Annotated in this window: 19 protein-coding genes; 18 read left to right on the forward strand and 1 reads right to left on the reverse strand. The window is 66.4% G+C overall.

Annotated elements, in window-relative coordinates; translation table 11 throughout:
* Window positions 1-20 precede the first annotated feature (20 nt).
* The 4 genes from GGQ74_RS09550 (at window position 21) to GGQ74_RS09565 (ending at window position 3,909) form a co-directional block, all read left to right on the forward strand.
* Window positions 21-1,196, forward strand: coding sequence for a pyridoxal-phosphate-dependent aminotransferase family protein (locus GGQ74_RS09550; RefSeq protein ID WP_167941330.1), 1,176 nt, complete (start codon window positions 21-23; stop codon window positions 1,194-1,196).
* 66 nt (window positions 1,197-1,262) lie between these two features.
* Entirely contained in the window at window positions 1,263-1,529 is a 267-nt protein-coding gene (locus tag GGQ74_RS09555) for a DUF1844 domain-containing protein (protein WP_245168263.1), read from the forward strand.
* 9 nt (window positions 1,530-1,538) lie between these two features.
* The gene (gene argC, locus GGQ74_RS09560) at window positions 1,539-2,597 is read left to right on the forward strand and encodes an N-acetyl-gamma-glutamyl-phosphate reductase (protein ID WP_167941332.1); all 1,059 of its coding nucleotides are present in this window, start codon (window positions 1,539-1,541) and stop codon (window positions 2,595-2,597) included.
* A gap of 28 nt (window positions 2,598-2,625) precedes the next feature.
* On the forward strand, window positions 2,626-3,909 hold the full coding sequence (locus tag GGQ74_RS09565; RefSeq protein WP_167941333.1) for an EAL and HDOD domain-containing protein: 1,284 nt from the start codon (window positions 2,626-2,628) through the stop codon (window positions 3,907-3,909).
* A gap of 97 nt (window positions 3,910-4,006) precedes the next feature.
* Here GGQ74_RS09565 and rfbA read toward each other — a convergent pair whose 3' ends face one another.
* Window positions 4,007-4,876 carry a glucose-1-phosphate thymidylyltransferase RfbA gene (gene rfbA / locus GGQ74_RS09570; RefSeq protein ID WP_167941334.1) on the reverse strand — a complete coding sequence of 290 codons (870 nt, stop codon included), beginning with the start codon at window positions 4,874-4,876 and terminating at the stop codon, window positions 4,007-4,009.
* Window positions 4,877-5,041: 165 nt separating this feature from the next.
* Between rfbA and GGQ74_RS09575 the strand changes: the two genes are divergently transcribed.
* The 14 genes from GGQ74_RS09575 to trpB all read left to right on the forward strand — a co-directional run bounded on the left by GGQ74_RS09575 (window position 5,042) and on the right by trpB (window position 18,498).
* Window positions 5,042-5,746, forward strand: coding sequence for a DUF1614 domain-containing protein (locus tag GGQ74_RS09575; protein ID WP_167941335.1), 705 nt, complete (start codon window positions 5,042-5,044; stop codon window positions 5,744-5,746).
* 15 nt (window positions 5,747-5,761) lie between these two features.
* Window positions 5,762-6,562, forward strand: a complete 801-nt coding sequence (locus tag GGQ74_RS09580) for a MogA/MoaB family molybdenum cofactor biosynthesis protein (protein ID WP_167941336.1) — start codon at window positions 5,762-5,764, stop codon at window positions 6,560-6,562.
* Window positions 6,563-7,031: 469 nt separating this feature from the next.
* On the forward strand, window positions 7,032-7,838 hold the full coding sequence (locus tag GGQ74_RS09585) for a 2-amino-3,7-dideoxy-D-threo-hept-6-ulosonate synthase (RefSeq protein ID WP_167941337.1): 807 nt from the start codon (window positions 7,032-7,034) through the stop codon (window positions 7,836-7,838).
* A 25-nt stretch (window positions 7,839-7,863) separates the two neighbouring features.
* Window positions 7,864-8,838 carry a 3-dehydroquinate synthase II family protein gene (locus GGQ74_RS09590; RefSeq protein ID WP_167941338.1) on the forward strand — a complete coding sequence of 325 codons (975 nt, stop codon included), beginning with the start codon at window positions 7,864-7,866 and terminating at the stop codon, window positions 8,836-8,838.
* 2 nt (window positions 8,839-8,840) lie between these two features.
* Window positions 8,841-9,998 carry a prephenate dehydratase gene (pheA, locus tag GGQ74_RS09595; protein ID WP_167941339.1) on the forward strand — a complete coding sequence of 386 codons (1,158 nt, stop codon included), beginning with the start codon at window positions 8,841-8,843 and terminating at the stop codon, window positions 9,996-9,998.
* 24 nt (window positions 9,999-10,022) lie between these two features.
* Complete coding sequence (locus tag GGQ74_RS09600; protein WP_167941340.1) at window positions 10,023-10,247, forward strand: DUF2283 domain-containing protein; 225 nt, start codon at window positions 10,023-10,025, stop codon at window positions 10,245-10,247.
* Between the two features lie 22 nt (window positions 10,248-10,269).
* Entirely contained in the window at window positions 10,270-11,607 is a 1,338-nt protein-coding gene (aroA, locus tag GGQ74_RS09605) for a 3-phosphoshikimate 1-carboxyvinyltransferase (protein ID WP_167941341.1), read from the forward strand.
* A gap of 40 nt (window positions 11,608-11,647) precedes the next feature.
* Window positions 11,648-12,412 carry a prephenate dehydrogenase/arogenate dehydrogenase family protein gene (locus GGQ74_RS09610; protein ID WP_167941342.1) on the forward strand — a complete coding sequence of 255 codons (765 nt, stop codon included), beginning with the start codon at window positions 11,648-11,650 and terminating at the stop codon, window positions 12,410-12,412.
* Window positions 12,413-12,604: 192 nt separating this feature from the next.
* Complete coding sequence (locus GGQ74_RS09615; protein ID WP_167941343.1) at window positions 12,605-14,020, forward strand: anthranilate synthase component I family protein; 1,416 nt, start codon at window positions 12,605-12,607, stop codon at window positions 14,018-14,020.
* Window positions 14,004-14,588 (forward strand): anthranilate synthase component II, encoded by a 585-nt coding sequence (locus tag GGQ74_RS09620; RefSeq protein WP_167941344.1) that lies wholly within the window; start codon window positions 14,004-14,006, stop codon window positions 14,586-14,588. Before GGQ74_RS09615 ends, GGQ74_RS09620 begins: the two co-directional genes overlap by 17 nt.
* A 266-nt stretch (window positions 14,589-14,854) precedes the next feature.
* Window positions 14,855-15,883 (forward strand): anthranilate phosphoribosyltransferase, encoded by a 1,029-nt coding sequence (gene trpD, locus GGQ74_RS09625; RefSeq protein ID WP_245168228.1) that lies wholly within the window; start codon window positions 14,855-14,857, stop codon window positions 15,881-15,883.
* Window positions 15,876-16,652 carry an indole-3-glycerol-phosphate synthase gene (locus GGQ74_RS09630; RefSeq protein WP_167941345.1) on the forward strand — a complete coding sequence of 259 codons (777 nt, stop codon included), beginning with the start codon at window positions 15,876-15,878 and terminating at the stop codon, window positions 16,650-16,652. The genes trpD and GGQ74_RS09630 overlap by 8 nt, the downstream gene beginning before the upstream one ends.
* Window positions 16,649-17,335 carry a phosphoribosylanthranilate isomerase gene (locus GGQ74_RS09635; RefSeq protein ID WP_167941346.1) on the forward strand — a complete coding sequence of 229 codons (687 nt, stop codon included), beginning with the start codon at window positions 16,649-16,651 and terminating at the stop codon, window positions 17,333-17,335. Before GGQ74_RS09630 ends, GGQ74_RS09635 begins: the two co-directional genes overlap by 4 nt.
* On the forward strand, window positions 17,332-18,498 hold the full coding sequence (gene trpB, locus GGQ74_RS09640) for a tryptophan synthase subunit beta (RefSeq protein ID WP_425338090.1): 1,167 nt from the start codon (window positions 17,332-17,334) through the stop codon (window positions 18,496-18,498). The genes GGQ74_RS09635 and trpB overlap by 4 nt, the downstream gene beginning before the upstream one ends.
* Window positions 18,499-18,523 lie beyond the last annotated feature (25 nt).

The following is an 18,523-nucleotide window of genomic DNA, read 5'->3' on the forward strand; positions in this document are numbered from 1 at the left end:
GCAAGGGACAAGGGAACACGATGGACAAGATGCGACTTCTCACGCCCGGCCCTACGCCGCTTCCCGAAGCGGTGCGCCTGACGCTGGCCATGGATATGGTGCACCACCGCAAGCCCGGCTTCACGGCCCTGCTCGGCGAAATCCAGAAGGATCTGCGTTGGCTGTTCGGCACCGAGCAGCCGGTGATCTCCATGGCCTGTTCCGGTACCGGAGCCATGACCGCCGCGGTGAACAACCTCTTCCGCAAGGGCGAGAAGGTCATCATCGTCGATGGCGGAAAGTTCGGCGAGCGCTGGGGCGAGATCGCCTCCACCCACGCGGTTGACGCCATCATCATCTCCGTGCCGTGGGGCAAGGCCATCACCGTGGATCATGTCCGCTCCGCACTTGCCCAGTACCCCGACGTGAAGGGCGTGTTGGTGCAGGCCTCCGAGACCTCCACCGGCGCGATGCACCCCGTGCGCGAGCTGGCCGCCCTGACCCGCGAGCGCGACGTGATGCTTGTCGTGGACGGCATCTCCGCCGTTGGCATCTCGCCCTGTCCCATGGACGAGTGGGGCGTGGATTGCCTGCTTACCGGCTCCCAGAAGGGCCTCATGCTGCCCCCCGGACTGGCCTTCCTCGCCCTGTCCGAGCGCGCGTGGAAGCGTGTGGAAGAGAACAAGCCCCGCGAATTCTATTTCAACCTGCTCGGTGAGCGCGAGAAGATCGTCAAGAATTCCCAGACGCTGTTCACCCCACCCATCAACCTGCTCATGGGCCTGCACACCTGTCTGGCCATGTTCCGTGAGAAGGGGCTGGATGCGGTGTTCCGCCGTCAGTGGGCCTTGACGCAGATGGTGCGCGCCGCCGCCCGGTCCATGGGCCTGTCGCTTCTGGCCGAGGACGATCACTGCACCTGGGGCCTCACGAGCATCGTGCTGCCCGCCGGTGTGGATGGTTCCGCCGTGCTGGCCTGCTGCGCCGAACGCTATGGCGTGATCATGGCTGGCGGTCAGGATCGCCTGAAGGGCCGCATCGTGCGCTTCGGCCACATGGGCCACGTGGATTTCGGCGATGTGCTGGCCGGGCTGTACGCGCTCGATCGCGCCATCGCCGCATGCGGCGGATACAGCGCCTCGCGCGAGTACATGGAGACCGGCATGCGCGCCTACGAGGCCGCCCTCGAACAGGGCCTGCCCGAGGCATTCCTGTAACGGCATATCCGAAGGAGATCGAAGATGTCCGACGAGAAGCGTTCCGTGGACGAGTCGCGGGAGCGGATGTCCTCCGGGAACATCCCCCTGCCGCAGGTCACGTTTTCCACCTTCGTCATGTCGCTTGCGTCCTCGGCCCTGGTGCACCTCGGCGAGGTGCCCGAGCCGGAGTCCGGCCGCACGGCGGAGAATCTCGCGCTGGCCAAGCACACCATCGACATCCTGTCCATGCTTGAGGAAAAGACGACGGGTGGGCTGGACGCCGAGGAAGCTCGACTGTTGTCGGGTCTGCTCTATGAACTGCGCATGAAGTACGTGCTGCACACGAAATAGGAGACGCCCATGGCACATCGCATTCCCGTCGGCCTCGTCGGCGTGACGGGCTACACGGGCATCGAACTGGCACGGCTTCTGGCCTGCCACGGCGGCATGGAACTGGTGCGCGCCACGTCGCGCTCCGAGGCGGGGAAGACCCTGCGTGACCTGTTTCCGTCGCTGTCCGGCTTTCCCATCGGCGAGCTGACCATTTCCCTGCCTGACCCCGACGACCTCGCGGCCGCGTGCGAGCTGGTGTTTTTGGCCGTGCCCCACGGCACGGCCATGGACATGGCCGCCGCCCTCGTCGAGCGCGGGGTGAAGGTGGTGGACCTCTCGGCGGACTTCCGCCTGCACGATGCCGAGGTCTACGCCCAGTGGTACGGGCTGGAGCATCGCCATCCGGAGCTTCTGCCCGAGGCCGTGTTCGGCCTGCCCGAATTCTACGCGGACCGCGTGCGCACGGCGCAGCTCGTGGCCAATCCCGGCTGCTATCCCACTTCGGCCATACTCGGCCTTGCTCCGGCGCTTCGCGCCGGGTTGGTGGAGACCGACGGCATCGTCATCGACTCCAAGTCCGGCACCACGGGTTCCGGGCGCAAGGCTAGCGTCGGCTCCCTGTTCTGCGAGGTGTCCGACACGTTTCGGGCCTACAACCTCGGCCGTCACCGCCACACGCCGGAGATCGAGCAGGAGTTGGGTGCCGTGTGCGGGCAGGCGGGAATGACCGTTTCCTTCAACACGCACCTGTTGCCCATCAACCGAGGCATCCTCACCACCGCCTACGCGCGGCTCCAAAAAACCGTTTCACCGCAAGAGGCGCATCTGGTATATTCCGAGATGTACCAGAACTCCCCGTGGGTGCGGGTGCTTCCCCTTGGCTCGCTGCCCGAGACCCGTTTCGTGCGGGGGACGATGTTTTGCGACATCGGGATTGTCGTCGATCCGCGCACCAACAGACTCATCGTGGTCTCGGTCATCGACAACCTCTGCCGCGGGGCATCGGGGCAGGCTCTGGCCAACGCGAACCTGATGCTCGGCCTTGCCGTGGACGAGGGCCTGAAACTGGCTCCCCTTGTTCCCTAGCAGTCGGCCCTGCCTTCGAGGAACTGAAATGCCTTCAAAGTGCAACGAGCGCGACGAGATTACCAGCGCGGCGGAGTCCGTCTTCGTCGCGCGCCAGCCCATCTTCGACGTGCAGCAGAACGTCTTTGGCTATGAGTTGCTCTTTCGCAGCTCCGGCGAGGCGGCCTGCGCGTTCGTCACCGATTCCGACATGGCGACGACCAAGGTCATCGCCGACGGGTTCCTGCTGGCGCACGCGGGCATGGAGCCGGGGCAGCGGGCGCTGATTAACTTTCCGCGCAGGCTGCTCCTCGATGACGCTGCCTTCGCTCTGCCGCCGGACATCGCCATCGTCGAGATTCTCGAAGATGTGCGGCCGGAGCCTGACGTCCTGCACGCCATTCAGGCCATCAAGCAGTCCGGGTTCATGCTCGCCATGGACGACTACATGGGCGAGCCGGAACTCGAACCGTTCTTGCAGTTCGTGGACATCATCAAGGTCGATATCCTCGGGCTGGGGGGCGATCCGGAACGCATCCGCCAGACCGTGGAGAAGCTCGCGAAGTACGGCTGCACGCTTCTGGCCGAGAAGGTCGAGGATCTCGAAACCTTCGAATTGACCAAGGAACTCGGCTTCACGCTGTTTCAGGGCTTCTTCTTTTCCAAGCCGGAGATCATCCCCGGAAAGAAGATATCCTCCAGCGAGATCGCCAAGTTGCAACTGTTGCAGGAACTGGGGCGGCCGGATTTCGAGGTTGCCAAGATTGGCCGCATTATCCAGTCCGACCTGTCCCTGTCCTATCGTCTGTTTCAGTACATCAATTCCGCCGGACTCGGCGTGCGCTACAAGGTGGATTCCGTGTCGCGCGCGCTGACGCTCCTCGGCCAGCGCCAGCTTGCCCAGTGGCTGCGCGTGGCCATCATGTCGGACCTGAGTCCCTCTAGAAAGGCCGCCGAGGTCGCGTTTCTCTCCGTGCACCGGGGGCGCTTCCTCGAAATGCTCGAAGGGGTGGCCAAGAGCTACGGCGTGTCGCCGGATTCCATGTTTCTGCTCGGCCTGTTTTCGCTACTCGATGCGCTGCTCGGCCAGCCCATGGACGTCGTGCTGAAGAACGTTCCGCTGGACGACGAGGTCTATGCGGCGCTGGTTGGGCAGGACAATCGTCTCAAGCATCTGCTCGACCTGTCGCGCGCCTACGAGCATGGGCATTGGGATTATGTGCGCGAGGCCGTGCATTCCGTGGGCCTGACGCAGGAGCACGCCGACCGATGCTTCGTGCAGGCCATGGCGTGGACGCAGGACATCCTCGGCCGTGGACGCGAGGAATGTTGAGGCCGTTTCGATTTCACGACGAAGAACGCCCGGTTGGCAGTGCCGACCGGGCGTTTCGTTTTCGCGATGGGGATACCCGCAGCCGCGCGGGGGCGGATCAGTCGCCCCGAGCGACCTCCAGCAGATATTTGCCGTAGGAGTTCTTCAGCATGTCCGAGGCCAGCGCCTCCAGCTGGGCGGCGTTGATGTAGCCCATGCGGTAGGCGATTTCCTCGATGCACGCCACGATGACGCCTTGGCGTTCTTGAATGGCCTGCACGTAGTTGGCGGCCTGCAACAGGGATTCGTGGGTGCCGGTATCGAGCCACGCCAGCCCGCGCCCGAAGAACTCGGCCTTGAGCTGGCCACGGCGCAGGTACTCGTTGTTCACGTCGGTGATTTCGAGTTCACCCCGGGCCGAGGGCTTGAGATTTTTGGCGATGTCCACCACCTGCGAATCGTAGAAGTACAGGCCGGTCACGGCGTACTTGGAGCGCGGCTTGGCGGGTTTTTCCTCGATGCTCACCACGTTCTGGAGTTCGTCGAACTCCACCACGCCGTAGCGCTCGGGGTCGCGCACCTTGTAGCCGAAGATGATACCGCCGCGTTCCAGTTGGGCGCAGGCGCGAAGCGTGACCGACAGTCCGTGGCCGTAGAAAATGTTGTCGCCGAGGATGAGGCTCACCGGCTCGCCATCGATGAAGTCCTCGGCGAGGATGAAGGCCTGTGCGATGCCCTCGGGCTTGGGCTGCTCCTTGTAGGATATCTTGAGGCCCAGCTGGGAGCCGTCGCCGAAGATGTCCCGAAAGCGCGGCAGGTCCTGCGGGGTGGAGATGATGAGCACGTCCCGGATGCCCGCCAGCATGAGCACGGACAGCGGATAGTAGATCATGGGCTTGTCGTAGACCGGAAGCAGTTGCTTGCTGGCCGCGCGGGTCAGCGGGTAGAGGCGCGTCCCGGAGCCGCCTGCCAGAATGATGCCTTTCATGGGCGAATCCTCGCGATATTCGGTGTCGTTTACTTCACGTGATGGCTGCGCTAGTCTGCATGAGTGCGCAGGCGTTTGGCTTTGCGGCCGTTTTTTCGTCCTGCCGTCCGGAAAGATAGAGCATTTTCGGAGACAGTGAAACCCCGCAGGAGTGATCATTTCGACATGAGACCCCCGTTCATATCCTTCCCGTTTATGCTGCTGGCCCTTGTCGGGCTGTTCCTTTCCCTCGTCGTGCTGTTCATCCTTGTGCAGGTGGGGCTGGTCACCGTGGCCTTCGGCAAGCTCGGACTGAGCGCCGGGCAGGCCTTTCTCATCCTCTTGGCCACGCTTTTCGGCAGCGGCGTCAACTTGCCCCTGTTTCGCACGGGGCGGGTGGTCCGCGTGCCCGCCGGGCCGCGCCACATGTTCATGGATCGCAACGGCTCCATTCAGGTCTCCCCGCAGGAGATGGAGCTGGTCGATCAGGTGGTGGCCGTCAATGTGGGCGGCTGCGTGATCCCCTGCCTGTTGTGCGTGCTCTTTCTCGGACAGGTCGGTCCGTCCGTTGGGCTTGGGCTGGCCCTCGCCTCGGTCTGTGCGGTATGCTATGCGTTGGCGCGTCCCATTCCGGGGCGCGGCATCGGCGTGCCCATGCTCGTGCCCCCGCTGGTGGCCGCGCTGGCCGCCATCATTTTCGCGCCCGAGGGGCATGGGCCGCAGGTGGCCTACATCGCGGGCTGCATGGGCATCCTGCTCGGTGCGGATGTGCTGCATCTCGTCGATAGGCGCTTCGGCGAACTGCTCGACGCGCCGCTTCTATCCATCGGTGGAGCCGGAACCTTCGACGGAATCTTCGTCACCGGCATCATCGCCGTTCTGCTCGCCTAACCAAGGAGGCCTTCGATGCGGACCCAATACAAGGACATCGTTCTGCTCACCGAAACGGAACTCTCGTTTCGCGTCGGGGACCAGACCCCGCTGCCGACCTACCCCTCGGCCGGGCATATCCTGTGGCCGGAGCATCCGCACCAGATGCCTGGCGTCGGCGCGCGCCTTTCGCGTGGGCGCGACGAGGAGTTCGTCATTCGCTCCATCTTTTGGACCCCCGCGCCGGACCCCCGCGCCACGGCCCGCCGTGGCGCGGTGCTCGAAGCCGTGGCCAACGTGGATTTCGTCCCCGGTTCCTACGGCTTCTCCTGCGTCAAGGACGGCTTCAGCGTGGCGTGGATCGTGCTGAGCGACAAGGGCGCTGCCGGAATGCGCGAGGACGAGTGCGGCCCCATCATCGAGGCCGCCGTGCGCGAGACGCTGCCCGTGTGCCTGTGTCAGGGGTTCCTCATCCCCGACGAATCGCGTCAGCTCAAGGCGCTTCTGTCGGACCTCGCCCTGCTTCAGGGCTATGACCTCATTCTCACCAGCGGCGGCACCGGTGTCGGCCCGCGCGACATTACGCCCGAGGCGACGCTCAAGGTCATCGAGAAGCGTCTGTCCGGCTTCGAGCACGCCATGACCGCCGCCAGCCTCGCCAAGACGCCGCATGGCGTCATCTCGCGGGCTGTGGCGGGCACCATTGGCACCACGCTCGTGGTCAATCTGCCCGGCAGTCCCAAGGCCGTGCGCGAGAACCTTGCCGCCGTGCTACCCGCACTCCAGCACACCATGGAGAAGTTGCAGGGCGACCCGAGCGACTGCGCCCAGCTTTAGGCGAGGAGATTTTTTGAGTGAAGGGGCGGCGCGTTCCGTGTGGGGCGCGCCGCCCTTTTTGGGTTTATGCGGCGCGAGGACGGGCGGGGGCCGCAGACGGCGAAGAAAAATTCGCAACGATCAACGCGCGCGTTGAGAGCCCGCGCAAGGCCTCGACGCAATGGGATGTTTCGCATGCGCCTCGCAAAGCGCTTGACACAGCGCGGGGGGCGAGCGTAACAAATTTTCAAATGTGCAACACCTCCATGACCACCTCCACCCGCAGCAGCATGTTCAGCCTGATGTATTTCTGGCTGTTCTTTATGTATTTTATGCCGGCCTGCGGTCAGGGATGGAGAGGTTTGTAGCCGTACTGTAAACCAGCCTTCATCGGGGCCGCAGGCATCAAGCCTGCGGCCCTTTTTTTTCCATCCGAGGGCTGTGGGCAGGTGCGGGCACGACGGGGCGCAATCTTCAAGGAGACGCAGCCATGATGCTGGGCAAGGCCATTCGCTCGGAACGGATTTTCGACAGGAACACGCGACGCACGATCATCGTCCCGCTGGATCACGGCGTGAGCGTCGGCCCGATCTACGGTCTCGTGGACCTCAAGGGCACGGTGAACCAGATCGCCGAGGGCGGCGCCAACGCGGTGCTGATGCATAAGGGCCTGCCGCGCTGCACGCATCGCGGGGCCGGGCGCGACGTGGGCCTCATCATCCATCTTTCGGCCAGCACCTCGCTGTGCCCCTCGCCCAACGCCAAGACGCTGGTCGGCACCGTGGAGGACGCCCTGAAGCTCGGCGCGGACGGCGTGTCCGTGCATGTGAACCTCGGCGACGAGACGGAGCGGCACATGCTGCACGCGCTTGGCGAGGTGAGCTCCCACGCCACGGAGTGGGGCATGCCGGTTCTGGCCATGATCTACGCCCGTGGCCCCAAGATCGCCGACGAATACGCTCCCGAGGTGGTCCGCCACTGCGCCCGCGTGGGCGAGGAACTGGGCGCGGACATCGTGAAGGTACCCTACACCGGCGACCCCGACAGCTTCGCCACCGTCGCCGAGTCCTGCTGCGTCCCCGTCGTCATCGCCGGAGGTCCGAAGCTGGACAGCACGCGCGACCTTCTGCGCATGGTGCACGACAGCGTGCAGGCGGGCGGCTCCGGCCTCTCGATCGGGCGCAACGTCTTCCAGCACAAGAACGTGACACTGCTCCTCAAGGCTCTCAACGGCATCGTCCACAAGGACTGGGATCTCGATCAGGCCGTCGACTTCATGGGCGACGAACTGGACTAGCGCAAACCACACGGGAAGTGAGACGATGAAGAAGATATTCGTGCAGGCCGTGCCCTTCGATAAGCATCTGGTGACCCTCGCGCTGGAATCCGGCGTGGACGGCGTCATCGTGGACCCGGCCGACCGGGACAAGGTGGCCACCCTCGCCCGTACCGAGGTGCTCGGCACCGACGCCTTCACCTACGTGACCCTTGGTGGCAAGGACGACGAGAAGACCGCCGCCGAGGCGCTGGCCGCTGGCGGGCGTGTGGTGCTTCGCGAGGGCTGGGAGATCATCCCCGTGGAGAACCTTCTGGCGCAGGGGCAGGGCCTCGGCGTCGAGGTCGCATCTCTTGAGCGCGCAGTGCTCGCGGCGGGCATTCTGGAGCGCGGCGTGGACTTCATCGTGGTTCCGCCGTCCGCGTCCGCGGACCTCAAGGCCATCGTGGCCGAGCTGAAGCTCAGTCAGGGCGTGCTCGACCTCGAAACCGCCACGGTCACCGCCGTGGAGCAGGCCGGGCTGGGCCACCGCGTGTGCGTGGACACACTGAGCATGCTCCGGCGCGGACAGGGCATGCTGGTGGGCAATTCCAGCGCCTTTACCGTCCTCGTCCATGCCGAGACGGAGTCCAATCCCTACGTGGCCGCGCGGCCGTTTCGGGTCAACGCCGGTGCCGTGCACGCCTACGTCGTGATGCCCGGCGACCGCACCAACTACCTCGAAGAGCTTTCCGCCGGAACGCAGGTGCTCATCGTGGACGCGACGGGACGAACCTCCCTTGCCACGGTGGGTCGGGTGAAGGTGGAGGTGCGGCCCATGCTGCTCGTCACGGCCCGTACCGCCGATGGTACGCTCGGGCGGGTCTTTCTTCAGAACGCGGAGACCATCCGCGTGGTGCGCGCCGACGGCTCGCCGGTGTCCGTGGTGGAACTGAAGCCTGGCGACGAGATTCTCGTGCGGACCGACGCGGCGGGGCGGCACTTCGGCATGCGCATCAGCGAAGACATCAAGGAAGGCTAGTCATGGCGGACCAGAAAGACGACGTGACACGCATCCCCGCCAAGCCCGAAGCCGACGAGCGTTTGGGCGTCCTGCGCGGCGAGATCGACGAACTCGATCTGCGCATCGTGGAGCTGTTGAACCGGCGGGCATCGTGCTCGCTGGAAGTGGGGCGCATCAAGCGTGGCGCGGGGGACTGCATCTTCAAACCCGTGCGCGAGCGGCAGGTCATGGAGCGCCTGCTGGTGCATGCCGACTCGCTTCCCGAACGCCACCTGCGCGCCATCTACCGCGAAATCTTCTCCTCCAGCCGCCATCTTCAGCGGCCCCAGCAGGTGGCATACCTCGGTCCCGAGGGCACCTTCTCCTACTTCGCAGGCATCGAATTCCTCGGCCACAGCGCCGACTACATCCCCCAGAACGATCTTGAAGGCGTGTTCCGCGCCGTGTCCACCGGCGAGGCCGAGCTTGGCATCGTGCCGCTCGAAAACTCGTTGCACGGCACCGTGGGCCAGAGCCTCGATCTGTTCCTGCGCTTCGGCGTGAGCATCCAGAGCGAGCTGTTCTGCAAGATCAGCCACAATGTGCTCGGCATGGGCACCTCGCTTGCCGACGTGCGCCGGGTGTACTCGCACCCGCAGCCGCTGGCCCAGTGCGCGCGCTGGCTTCGGGCCAACATGCCGAATGCCGTGCTCGTGCCCGTGGAGAGCACCGCCGCCGCTGCGGCCCGCGTTCAGAACGAGCCGGACGCCGCCGCCATCGGCCACGTCCGCCTTGGGGACATCTTCGGCCTCAACGTGCTGGCGCGCGGGGTGGAGGATCTGCCGGACAACTGGACGCGCTTCGTGGTCATCGGCATTGGCGGCGAGAGCGGCGGCGGGCGCGACAAGACCTCGCTCCTGTTCACGCTGCCCGACAAGCCCGGCGCGCTGTCCGGCGTGCTGGACGTCTTCGCCCGCCACGGCGTGAACATGAAGAAGCTGGAATCGCGCCCCATGCGGAGCGAGAAGTGGAAGTACGTATTTTTCGTCGATGTGGAGTGCGACCTCGAACGCGGGGAATACGCCTCGGCGCTGGCCGAGATGCGCGAGCGCTGCCACACCGTGCGGATACTGGGATGCTACCCCGCGGGGCCGTCGCTGGACGTTTCCGCGGACCTCGGGGCCGATGGCCCGGAATGATACCGTCTTGAAAGGGGTGCGTGAATGAAGGTGAATTACGACGCGCAGAAGGACGTGCTGCGGATTGTGCTGTCCACAACGCCCGTGCGCAAGTGTGATTACGACAAGCCGGGCATCGTGCTCGGATACGGCAGCGACGGCTCCCTCGTCGATCTCGAGATCAGGGACGCCTCGCGCCGCATCGACGATCCCCGCAGCGTGGACCTGGCCATGAACGGCCGTAGCGTCCACGGCGTGCGGCTTTTGTAAACCGCGACACAACGGAACGATCATGAACATTGCGCATGCCACCGTCCGGGTGAAGGCTCCGGCCAGCAAATCCATGTCCCACAGGGCCGTCATCGCAGCGGCCCTTGCCGGGGGCAGAAGCGAGTTGACCGGGGTTCTGGACAGCGTGGACCTTGAACGGACCATGGGGTGCCTGCGCGCCTGCGGGGCCGTCATCGAACGCCGGGGCGACGTTGTCGTCGTCGATGGCGTGGCGGGGCGGCCCATGGGCGGCAAGGACGAACCGGCGGACTTGAACGTGCACGAATCCGGCACCACCTGCCGCCTGATGACGGGAGTCGTCGCGGCGGGAGACGGGCGCTTCCGCATTCACGGAGCGCCGCGCATGCACGAGCGTCCCATCGGCGCGCTTGCCAGCGTGCTCGAAGACCTCGGCGCGGGTTTCGCATGGGAAGGGAAAAAGGGGTATCCGCCCTTCGTTCTTGCCGCTTCGGGCATTCCCGGCGGCGAGGTGCTCGTGGACGCGGGCGAGAGCAGCCAGTACATCTCCGGCGTGCTTTTGGCCTGCGCCTGCGGTCGTTCCGAAACCATCGTCGGCCTTGGGGGGGCCAAGGTCGTGTCGTGGCCGTACGTGGCCCTCACCCTGCAGATCATGGACGACTTCGGCGTGCCGGTGCGCGTCCAGATTGCGCAGGGTGACGGATGGATCGACGCCGACTGGCGCGACATGGACGAGGCCGCTCCCGGCCGCGTGCGTTTCGTGGTCAGCCCCGGTAGCTACCGTGCGCAGGATTACGACGTCGAGGGCGACTGGAGCAACGCTTCCTACTTCCTCGCGGCGGGCGCGGTGGGGCCGCATCCCGTGGCCGTGTCCGGCCTGCGCATGGATTCCCTGCAGGGCGACCGCGCCATGCTCGATATTCTCGGCTTCATGGGCGCGCGCATCACGTGGCAGGCCGACGGTGTACTCGTGGCCCCGCCGGTGACGGGCTGTCTGCGCGGCGTGGAGGTCGACATGTCCTCCTGTCCGGACATCGTGCCCACCGTGGCCGTCGTGGCCGCACAGGCCGCCACGCGCACGGTCATCACCGGCGCGGCGCACCTGCGCATCAAGGAGTGCGACCGCCTCGACGCTACGGCTACCCAGCTGCGCAAGGTGGGGGCCCGCGTCGCGGTCACCTCGGACGGGCTGATTATCGATCCTGCGGCCATCACGCCCGGTCCCGTGGATTTCGAGACCTACGGCGACCACCGCATCCCCATGAGCCTTTCCGTGCTGGAACTGGCCGGGGTGCGGCCGACCTTCGACAATCCCGGCTGCGTGTCCAAGTCCTTCCCCGGCTTCTGGGACGAGTGGGCCAAGGTCCACCCCCGGCGCTAGGAAACCATTCGCAACACATGCAACGATGAACGAACGAGACATGCAGATAGAGACTATCCTCGTCATTGGCAGTCAGGGCCGCATGGGACGGCTGTTCGCCACGCGCGCACAAGCCGCTGGTCTTGGCGTGCGCGGTGTGGACAGGCCGCTGTCGCCTGCGCTGGTGGCCGAGGCCGCGCGTGGGGCCGACCTCGTGCTGCTGGCTGTGCCCGCCGCCGCCATGGTCGACGTGGCCGTCATGTGTGCCGGAGTCATGGACGCCTCACAGATTCTGGCCGACATCTGCTCGGTGAAGGTCAAGCCCGTGCAGGCCATGCTGGCCGCATATTCCGGCCCCGTGGTGGGCACGCATCCGCTCTTCGGGCCCGAGCCGAAGGACGGCGAGACACGCGTGGCCGTCACCCCCGGACGCGACGACGCGGCCCGCGACGCGGTGGAAGCCTTCTTCGCGCGGATGGGCTTCGCTCCCTTCCGCACCACGGCCGAGGAGCACGACCGCGCCATGGCCGCCATTCAGGGCCTCAACTTCGTGACCACGGTCTCCTACTTCGCCGCGCTGGCCGACAGGCCTGAGCTGGAGAATTTCATCACGCCGTCCTTCAATCGCCGCCTCGACGCGGCGCGCAAGATGCTGACCGAGGACGCGGAACTCTTCTGTGGTCTCATGGACGCCAACCCCTTCACGCAGGAATCCGTGCGCGCATTCCGTTCCATGCTCAACATCGCCGCTGGCGGCGATATCGAACTTCTGGCCGAAAAGGCCAACTGGTGGTGGCGCGAGCGCAATTCAGGGGGAGACGTGTAACCTTTTGCCAGTCGTCAGCACGACAGTCATAGGGCCGCATCCTCTCCCGGGGATGCGGCCCTTTTCGTTTCCCGCCCACGGCGGACGAAGCGACAGGGACGGTGTGACGAATCGAAATATGGCGTAGAATGGAACAAGGCGCGTCCGAAACATGGTGCGCATAACAGGAACCCGCGAACGGCGGAGGACGACATGAGCGAGATAACGGTGAGGCAACACGGCAGATGGATGCCGGCGGATATACAGACGCCCATCAGCCTCTTTCTGGGACTGGTGGGGCAGAAGCAGGGCATTCTGCTCGAAAGCGCGCAGGTAGACGGCAGGCTCGGCCGCTACAGCATCGTGGCGTGGAATTTCGCTCTGCGTCTGTCCTGCGCGGACGGACGGCTGGAGGTCGGCGTGCGGGACTCGCGCTTTGAGCCGCTTCGCGAACTGGCGGGGCAGCCCTTTATCGAGGGCGTGCGCGAGGCCATGCGGCGCATACGCATCGAGCCGGAAGAGGGCTTCGAGGACCTGCCGTCCATCGCCCGTAGCCTCGTGGGCTATTTCGGCTACGGCACGGCCGGGCTGTTCGAACCAAAGCTCGCGGAGGCACTGCCGCCGGAGGACGCCGAGGCCTGCCTCGTGCTGCCGGGCTGCGTGGCCATCCTCGACCACCTGCGTAGCAGGCTATGCCTTCTGACCCTGAGCCCGGGCATGCGCCCCGCCGTGGACATGAAGGCCGTGGCGCGAGCCATGGTCAATCCGGACATCGGCGAGGTCACCGCCAACCCCGGCGAGCGCGACTACACCCGCGCCGTGGCCGACGCCATCGAGCTCATCCGGCAGGGCGAGTGCATCCAGACTGTGCTCTCCACGCGCTTCTCGGCCACCTTCTCCGGCGACGCCTTCGTGCTCTACCGCAGGCTGCGGCAGGTGAATCCCTCGCCGTATCTGTTCTTCATGCGCTTGCCGCGCATCGAGCTGTTCGGCTCCTCGCCGGAACTCCTCGTGCGCTGCGACGGTGGGCAGCTCACCACCTGCCCCATCGCGGGCACCCGAAGGCGCGGGGCCACCCCCGCCGAGGACGAGGCCCTCGCCCGCGAGCTGCTGGCCGACCCCAAGGAGCGTGCCGAGCACGTCATGCTGGTGGACCTCGGGCGTAACGACCTCGGGCGCATCGCCACCCCCGGAAGCGTCAGCGTGGACACGTTCATGCAGGTGGAGCGCTTCTCCCATGTCATGCACCTCACGTCCTACGTCAGCGCGACGCTTCGCGACGGGCTGGATGCGCTGGACGTGCTGGCCTCGGCCTTTCCCGCTGGGACCGTCTCGGGCGCGCCCAAGGTGCGGGCCATGGAGATCATCGCCGACCTCGAACGCCGCCCGCGCGGGCCCTACGCCGGAGCCATTGGCTGGCTTGGGCTGGACCGGGACCGCGTGGACATGGACACCGGCATCACCATCCGCAGCATGTGGGTGCGCGATGGAAAGCTCCATTGGCAGGCGGGCGCGGGGATCGTGTTCGATTCCGACCCCGTGCGGGAATGGGAGGAATGCGCCAACAAGGCGCGCGTGCTCGGAGAAATCCTCACCGGACGCGGAGGCTGCGATGTTCTTGCTGATTGATAACTACGACTCGTTCACCTTCAATCTCGTGCAGGCGTTCCAGCGCCTCGGGCACGATCCGAAGGTCCTGCGCAACGACGACCCCGCCGTTCTCGAACTGGCGGACTCCGGCCGTCTGCGCTGCGTGTGCATCTCGCCGGGACCCGGCCGTCCCGAGACCGCCGGGCTGTGCCTCGAATTCCTGAAGCGCCTGCCCGCGACGGTGCCCGTGTTCGGCGTTTGCCTCGGGCACCAGATTCTCGGCGCGTTCGCTGGTGCGCCCGTGGTGCAGGCCGAGCGCATCATGCACGGCAAGACCTCGCCCGTCCGCCACGACGGCACCGGCCTCTTCGCGGACCTGCCGAATCCCGTGGAGGTCGGCCGCTACCACTCGCTCCTCGTGGATGTGGACGCCGCGCCAGAGGACGTTCGCAAGCGCCTCGTCGTCACCGCGCGTACCGACGAGGGCGAGGTCATGGGCCTGCGCTACGCAGACCGCCCATGGGCAGGCGTGCAGTTCCATCCCGAATCGGTGCTCACCCCGGATGGCGACCGCCTCATCGCGCGGTTCCCGGATGGCATCGTGTGATGGGGTGGGGCGGCGAGGTGCGGCGGGGAAAGGCCTCCGGCGGCCGGGCTCTGCCCGGACCCGGTCAAGGGGGTGACCCCCTTGACAATCCTCACTAGGGCTTCGTCGCGCAAAGCCGCACGGTGCGCCAAGGGCACCCACGGTTATCGCATGTCGGGGGTCCAGGGGGCCAGCGGCCCCTTGGCCGGCGGAGCCTACGGCTTGCACCAGTCAATGAACGATACGGCCAGACACACGCACATAACCCGCAAAGGGAGACGATGACGATGACGATGACGCAGACAACGGACGCGAAGGGAATGCACATGGCGGAGGTCTTGGAGCTTCTGGCCTTTCACAAGGATTTGCCGCAGGACATGGCGGACGAGAGCTTTCGGCGGCTGATGGACGGGACCATGAGTCCGGCGCAGGCTGGGGCCTTCCTGATGGGGCTCAAGACCAAGGGCGAGACGGCCCGCGAACTGACGGCAGCGGTGAATGCGGCCCTTGCGCATGCGCGGCTGGTGCCGGGCTTGAGCGGAGCGCGCATCGACACCTGCGGCACCGGCGGCGACGCGACGTGCAGCTTCAACTGCTCCACGGTGGTGGCGCTGACCTTGGCGGGCATGGGCTACAAGGTGGTGAAACACGGCAACCGGTCGGTGTCGAGCACCTGCGGCAGCGCGGACGCGCTGGAGGCCGTGGGCCTGTCCCTGACCACGAAGCCCGAGGCCGTTGCCGGGGAATTGGAACGCTGCAATTTCGCGTTCCTGTTCGCGCCGGAGTACCACCCGGCGTTCCGGCACATCATGCCCGTGCGCAAGGAAATCGGCTGTCGGACGCTGTTCAACATGCTGGGTCCGCTGCTCAACCCGGCGCGGCCCACGCATCAGCTTCTCGGCGTGGCGCTGCCGCAGTTTTTGCTGCGCATGGCCACAGTGCTCGCCAATACCGGCGTGCGCCGGGCGGCGGTGGTGCATGGGGCCGGGGGCTTCGACGAATTGACGCCCTTCGGCGTGAACCGGATGGTGGAGGTGCGCGACGGCTGGCTGCGCGAGGCGGAGTTTGACCCAGCGGACTACGGTTTCGCGCGGCACGCGCCGGAGGCCGTGGCCGTGACCGGACGCGACGAGGCCGTGGCCGTGCTGCGCGAGGTGCTGGCCGGCGGCGGACCCGAGGCCATGCGCGACATGGCGGCGCTGAACGTCGGCATGTGCGTGCATCTGTTGGAGGACGGCATGGACATGGCGCAGGCCATGGACGCGGCGCGTGCGGCACTGGCCGCCGGAGCCGGGGAGCGGGTGCTCCATGCTTGATGCCTTCGCGAAAGCCAAACAGGCCGAGATTGCGGCGCTTGAGGCGCTGGCGGCGGCGGGGGATTTCCCCGCGCCATGGGCTGGGGAACGTCCGTCCTTCGTGGAATCGCTGCTGCGGCGGGGACCGGGCGCGATCATCGCCGAATACAAGCGCGCCTCGCCGAGCCGGGGGGACATCGCCCCCGAACTGCGGGCGGCGGACGTGGCCATGGCCTACGCCAGGGGCGGCGCGGCGGCGGTATCCGTCCTGACGCAAGAGGAGCATTTCCGCGGGCGGCTGGAGTTTCTGGACGAGGCTGCAGGCTGCGGGCTGCCGCTTCTGCGCAAGGATTTCATCCTGCACCCCTTGCAGGTGCGGCGCACGGCGGCCACGCCCGCCTCGGCGGTGCTGCTCATCGCGCGGATGGTGCCGGTGGAGCGCCTCGCCCTGCTGGTGCCCCTGTGCCGCGAACTGGGGCTGACCGCCGTGACCGAAATCTTCGACGAGGCGGACCTCCACCGTGCACGGCAGGCCGGGGCGCGGGTGATTCAGGTCAACAATCGCGATCTGGATACGCTGGCCGTGAACCTCGACGTGTCGCGCGCGATGGTCGCGCGGCGCATTCCCGGCGAGATATGGATCAGCGCCAGCGGCATCACCCGCCACGCGGAGGTCGCGGAAATGGCTGCGAAAGGCTATGACGCCGTGCTCGTCGGCACCTCGCTCATGGAGGGCGGCGACCCGGCGGGCGCTCTGGAGCGGTTGCGGTCCGGGGAGGGCGAGACATGACGCCGCGCCGTTTACTGGTGAAGGTGTGCGGCATCACGAGGCAGGTGGACGCCGAGGCCTGTGTCCGCCATGGGGCGGACCTCGTCGGCTTCATCTTCCATCCGGCCAGCCCGCGCTTCATAGAGCCGGGCAACGCGGCGCAGATCGACACGGGGCGCGCCCTGCGCGTGGGCGTGTTCGTGGAGCAGGACGCCGCCGAGGTGCGGGACATCATGGACCGCGCCCGGTTGGATTACGCTCAACTGGCCGGGGAGCACGATCCGCAGTGCTGCCGCGCCGTGGGGCCGGGGCGTGTGATTCGCGTGTTTCGCCCGCAGCGCCATGCGGATGTGGCGGGGCTTGCGGCGGAGATGGCGCAGTATGCGCAGTGCATGACCATGGCGCTTCTGGACGCGGGAACCGCAGGCGGTGGGCACGGGCGTACGCTTGACTTTGCGGCGCTATCCACGCTTCGCGCGCCGGTGCCGTGGCTTCTGGCCGGTGGGCTGTCGCCGCGCACGCTGCCCGAGGCGCTGCGGCTGGTCGCGCCCGACGGCTTCGACCTCAACTCCGGGCTTGAAAGCGCCCCCGGCATCAAGGATGAAACCCTCGTGCGCGAGGCGATACGCCTCATCCGCACGTTTGACGAAACGAACGACCCCCGCGCGGACGCACCGCGCGGGTCTGGAGGATGCATCGGATGAAGAAGGGATACTTCGGCGATTTCGGTGGGCAGTTCGTGCCCGAGCTGCTCATGCCGCCGCTTCGTGAGCTGGAGGAGGCGCAGCAGACCATCGTGCGTTCGCGCAATTTTCTCACGGACTATGCGCAGCTTCTGGCCGACTACGTGGGCCGTTCCACGCCGCTCTACCTGTGCCGCAACATCTCGCGCGAGCTTGGCGTGAATGTGTGGCTCAAGCGCGAGGACCTCGCCCACACCGGCGCGCACAAGATCAACAACACCATCGGACAGGCGCTTCTGACCCGCCACATGGGCAAGGAAACGCTTCTGGCCGAAACCGGGGCGGGCCAGCACGGCGTGGCCTCGGCCACGGCGGCGGCCATGCTCGGCCTCAAGTGCATCGTCTACATGGGCGCGACGGACGTGGAGCGTCAGGCCCACAACGTGCGGCGCATGGAGCTTCTGGGCGCGCAGGTGCGCCCGGTTGAGAGCGGAACCCGCACCCTCAAGGACGCCATCAACGCCGCGCTGCGCCATTGGATCGCCGAGCAGGCGACCACGCACTACTGCATCGGCTCCGTGGTCGGTCCCCATCCCTTCCCCGAACTGGTGCGCGATTTCCAGTCCGTCATCGGGCACGAGTCGCGTCAGCAGAGCGTGGAGAAGTTCGGCACCCTGCCGGACGCCGTGGTGGCCTGTGTGGGCGGCGGCTCCAACGCCATCGGCATCTTCCATGCCTTCGTGGAGGATCGAGAGGTGCGTCTGGTGGGCGTGGAGGCGGCGGGAACCGGCGAGGCGGGCTGTTACCATTCCGCCACCGTGACGCAGGGGACCGACGGTGTGCTGCACGGCACCAAGAGCAAGCTGTTGCAGACCGAAGACGGGCAGATTCTGCCCTCGCATTCGGTGGCACCCGGGCTGGACTACCCCGGCGTGGGACCGGAGCACGCCTTCCTCGATGCCTCGGGCCGCGCGGAGTACGTGAGCGTCACCGACGATCAGGCCCTGCGCGCCTTCCATCGGCTGTGCCGCAGCGAGGGCATCATCCCCGCCCTCGAATCGTCCCATGCGCTGGCCTACGTCTTTGAGAACGCGGACACCTTCGAGCGCGGAAGCAACGTGGTGGTCTGCCTTTCCGGACGTGGCGACAAGGACCTCGGCATCATCGCGGGACTCGGCGCGTAGGCGCGGGAACCGCTCACACCTTTCG

It is taken from the genome of Desulfobaculum xiamenense, assembly GCF_011927665.1.
Taxonomy (GTDB): Bacteria; Desulfobacterota; Desulfovibrionia; order Desulfovibrionales; family Desulfovibrionaceae; genus Desulfobaculum; species Desulfobaculum xiamenense.